The sequence below is a fragment of the Klebsiella sp. 10982 genome, assembly GCF_048589245.1.
In the GTDB taxonomy this organism is placed as follows: Bacteria; Pseudomonadota; Gammaproteobacteria; order Enterobacterales; family Enterobacteriaceae; genus Klebsiella; species Klebsiella quasivariicola.
In genome coordinates, this window is sequence record NZ_JBMAXV010000130.1 from 1 (window position 1) to 811 (window position 811).

Annotated in this window: 1 protein-coding gene; it reads right to left on the reverse strand. The window is 68.4% G+C overall.

Annotation, left to right across the window (positions count from 1 at the left end):
* On the reverse strand, positions 1 to 811 hold an 811-nt coding region (locus ACKLKD_RS27910; RefSeq protein WP_420062012.1), incomplete at both ends, for a sodium ion-translocating decarboxylase subunit beta.

Genomic DNA, 811 nt, shown 5'->3' on the forward strand with positions numbered 1-811 from the left:
ATCGCTCAGCCGGTCCACCACCCCGCTCTCGCGCATCAGGTTGCCGAAGCAGAACATCCCCAGCAGCGGCGCGGCGTCCGGCAGCAGGAGCGCCACCAGCAGCAACAGCACCGCCGGGAAGAGGATCTTCTCCCGCTTGCTCACCGTGCGCAGCTGCACCATGCGGATCTTCCGCTCCTTATCCGTGGTCAGCGCCTTCATGATCGGCGGCTGGATCAGCGGCACCAGCGCCATGTAGGAGTAGGCCGCCACCGCGATGGCACCGAGTAATTCCGGCGCCAGCTTGCCCGACAGGTAAATCGCCGTCGGGCCGTCGGCGCCGCCGATGATGCCGATGGCCGCCGCCTGCGGCAGGGTGAAGCTGATGATGCCGAAGTAGTTCAGCGTCAGCGCTCCGAGGACGGTGGCGAAGATACCGAACTGCGCCGCCGCTCCCAGCAGCAGGGTGCGCGGGTTGGCCAGCAGCGGGCCGAAGTCGGTCATCGCCCCGACGCCCATAAAGATGACCAGCGGCGCGATGCCCGAGCCGATGGCCACCTTATAGAAGATGGCCAGCACCCCGGCGGAGTAGCCCATGTCCACCGCCAGCGTCTCCATCTGCCCCTGCACCGACGGCAGGGCCAGGGCCAGCGCCGCCTTGATGGCGTGGACGTCCGGCGCGCAGTGGAGCTTCGCGGCAATCACCGCCAGCTGCGCCGGGTCGTGGTGGGCCAGCAGGCTCTCCAGGGCGGTGAGCGCCAGCCCGGCCTCCGGGATGTTCGACAGCAGGCCGCCGAAGCCAATCGGCAGCAGCAGTAACGGCTCGAACTTC